The organism is Bartonella sp. AA1HLJMS, from assembly GCF_042197445.1.
Lineage (GTDB): Bacteria > Pseudomonadota > Alphaproteobacteria > Rhizobiales > Rhizobiaceae > Bartonella.
Genome location: NZ_JBHIRW010000076.1, coordinates 1 through 3,812, shown reverse-complemented (window position 1 = coordinate 3,812; position 3,812 = coordinate 1). Strand labels below are relative to the sequence as shown.

Annotated in this window: 1 protein-coding gene; it reads left to right on the top strand. The window is 37.8% G+C overall.

Going from position 1 to position 3,812, the window contains the following annotated elements:
- Positions 1 to 3,812, top strand: a 3,812-nt coding sequence (locus ACFIQE_RS08940) for a type ISP restriction/modification enzyme (protein ID WP_375707573.1), incomplete at both ends; no start/stop codon positions are given.

Genomic DNA, 3,812 nt, shown 5'->3' with positions numbered 1-3,812 from the left:
ATTATGGCATGTGGAACGGGGAAGACTTTCACAAGCCTTAAGATAGCAGAACACATAGCAGGAAAAGGCAAGCGTGTGTTGTTTCTGGTGCCTTCTCTGGCTTTAGTCTCGCAAACAATCCGTGAATGGACAGCCGATGCACAAGTCCCGTTGCGTTCCTTTGCCGTGTGTTCTGACACGAAAGTAGGCAAGCGTCGTAAAAATCAAGATGATATTGTTGGCATGGAAACATCAGATCTTGTTCTCCCTGCTACCACGGATGCTCAAGCCCTTGCTAAAGAAGCTTGTGAATCCCTAGCAGATGCAATGACCGTGGTCTTTTCAACTTATCATTCTATCCAAGTGATTTCGGATGCACAAAAAGAGCATGGTTTACCCGAATTTGATCTGATCATCTGTGATGAAGCCCATAGAACAACTGGGGCTTCATTGGGAACTGAAGACAATGAATCTGAATTTATCAAGGTTCACGATAACAGCATCATTCGGGGCAAAAAACGTCTGTATATGACAGCAACGCCGCGTATCTTTAGTGACACTGCTAAAAGGCGGGCGGATGAGATCAATGCTGTTTTGGCATCTATGGACGATGAAACCCTTTATGGCAAACAACTTCATCATTATACCTTCGCGGAAGCTGTCGATAATGAACTTTTAACTCCTTACAAGATTGTGGTCTTGGGTATTAATGAAACCTATATCACACCAGCCATACAGGAGATTATTGCCAATGAAAACCGTGAAATTGATTTAGATGATGCGGCAAAAATTATTGGCTGTTATAGAGCACTTACCAAAATAGATAAGCAAGCGGCTGTTGATGATGATGATACAGAGCCCATGCAATGTGCTTTAGCTTTTTGCAAAGATATCAATACCTCTCAATATATAACAAAGCTCTTTAATAAAATTATCAAATCTCATATTGATGATTTCCTTCAAACCGTTCCCTTTCTAAACTGTGAAGTAAGACATATTGACGGAACGCAAAGCGTCAAAAAACGCAATGAGGAATTGGATTGGCTTAAAGAAGATGCGGGGCAAAACGTTTGTCGGATCTTAAGCAATGTTCGGTGTCTTTCAGAAGGGATTGATGTCCCTGCTCTTGATGCCATCATGTTTTTACACCCGCGCAATAGCCAAGTGGATGTGATACAGGCAGTAGGGCGTATGATGCGTCGTGCTCCAAATAAAAAAACGGGCTATATCATTTTACCCATTATCATTCCTTCACACTTAGAAGCCAAAAAGGCTTTAAAAAACAATAAGAGATACCGTGTTGTTTGGCAAGTTTTGCATGCTTTACATTCTCATGACGAAAGGCTTGCTCGGACAATTAATCAGATGTCTTTAGGACAAGATAGCAGCCATACGATTGAAATTATAGAGATTAAACGAGCCAATGAATTAAAAGAGCTTACCACAACGGTTGATGAGATCTCGATACCATCCAAAACAGAAAGTTCTGGACGTGTCATTGGAACAGCAGAAAGCAAATCTCAATCGGTATCTGGAGGACAAGGAGACCTATTCCGCCGTTCTGAATTTTTTGATTTTGTCAAAGCCATTTTTCTGGATAGTTTTAAAATCACGGATTATTGGGGCATTTGGGCGAACAATGTTGCTGAGATTGCTCAAAACCATATCAATCATCTTAAAGATATGATTTCCGATGAAAAGAGTGAAGCCTTTCACGCCTTTGATGCATTCCATAAGGAATTAAAGAACAACGTCAACAGTGAAATCAAGCAAGAGGAAGCGATTGAGATGTTAGCGCAACATCTTGTCACGCGTCCCGTGTTTGAAGCTTTATTTGACGGTAATGAATTTGTACAGAACAATGCCATTTCGCAAGCCATGGATAAGATCTTAACGGCACTGGATAAAACAAATATCGAAGAGAAAACGAAAGATCTTGATCAATTTTACAAAAGTGTCATGTTCTGTACAGCAGGCATTACGGAAACTCATGCAAAACAGAATCTTATTATCAAACTTTATGAAAGTTTTTTTGCCAAGGCATTTAAGAAAACCACGGATAAGCTTGGAATTGTTTACACGCCCGTTGAGATTGTTGATTTTATCATTCATTCCGTTAATGATGTTTTAGAGCAAGAGTTTGGAAAAAGCTTGGGATCACGGGGTGTCTCTATCCTTGATCCTTTCACCGGAACGGGTACTTTTATCACGCGGCTGTTACAATCTAAACTGATCAAACCAGAGGATATGGAATACAAATTCCGTCATGATATCCATGCCAATGAGATTGTTCTCTTAGCCTATTACATAGCAGCGATTAACATTGAATCGACGTATCATAGTCTTATGAAAGGAGAGTATATTCCTTTTAAACATATTGGCTTAACCGATACGTTTCGGATGCTTGAAGAGAAGAACTTACTACAGGAATTGTTTAAAGAAAACAGTGAATATTTAGAACATCAAAAGAAGATGAATATTGAAGTTATCTTTGGCAATCCTCCTTATTCAACAGGTCAAAAAAGTGCTAATGATAATGCAAAGAATACACCTTATCCGATATTAGATGACCGCATTCGTGAAACTTATGCCGCTCAGTCAAATGCAAATCTTATACGAAATCTATATGATAATTATATCCGCGCTATTCGCTGGGCTAGTGATCGTATTGATAATGCTGGAGTAATCGGTTTTGTTTCTGGTTCTGGTTACATAGAAAAGTCTACAATGGATGGTTTACGAAAATCTTTAGCCAAAGAATTTAGCAGTATTTACGTACTCAATTTACGAGGAGATCTTCGCAAAAATATGTTAAGCAATGGAGTTGCTCAAGAAGGTGAAAATGTTTTCGGCAATGGTAGTATGACTGGTATTGCGGTAACGTTATTTATCAAAAATCCCAATGCTATTGGACCTTGTAAAATTTACTATCATGATATTGGTAATAATCGTACGATAAAAGAAAAACTTACAGCTCTGGAATGTTTTGGTAGTGTTGGTGGCATTACGGATAAAAAGGGCTGGCAAGTAATTGCACCAGATAAGCATGGTGATTGGATACATCAACGTGATGAGAGTTTCGAAACATTCCTAGCTTTAGGAGATAAGAAAGGACATAATAAAAAGCTCTTTAAAACGTTTTCTTGTGGTATCTCAACTAGCCGTGATGCGTGGGCATATAACTCAAGCCGTGAAGCTTTAGCTAAAAATATGCGTAATATGATTAATTTTTATAATAGTGAAGTGAAACGTTTTAATGATATTTATCACACTGACTGTAAAACACGTACAAAAATTGTAGATAATTTTGTAAATTCAGATGCTAAAAAAATCAGTTGGAGTCGTTCTCTTAAACAACAATTAATTAGTGGAAAGATTTTCGAATTTGAAGATAAATACCTTATTCAAAGCCTCTATCGCCCTTTTACACAACAGTGGCTTTATTACAATCGCATTTTTAATGAGAGAGTTTTACAATTCTCTATAGGGAAAGCGGTAAAAAATAAGGTAATACAAGTTACAGGCGTAGGAGCAAGAAGTGGATTTTCTGTTTTGATGAGTAAGGATTTACCTAACCTTCACGCAATAGATACAGGTCAATGCTTTCCAAGATACTTTTATGAAGATATTACCTCCTTAAAATCTAAAGATAATAACCAGTCACATTTATTTACGAATTCTATAGAAAAAAGCAACAATGCTGATTTACAACGCCGTGATGCCATTACAGATGCGGGATTAGCACATTTTAAAGCAGCTTATCCTAATGAAACCATAACAAAAGATGATCTATTCTATTATGTTTACGGTCTTTTGCATTCGGAAGATTATCG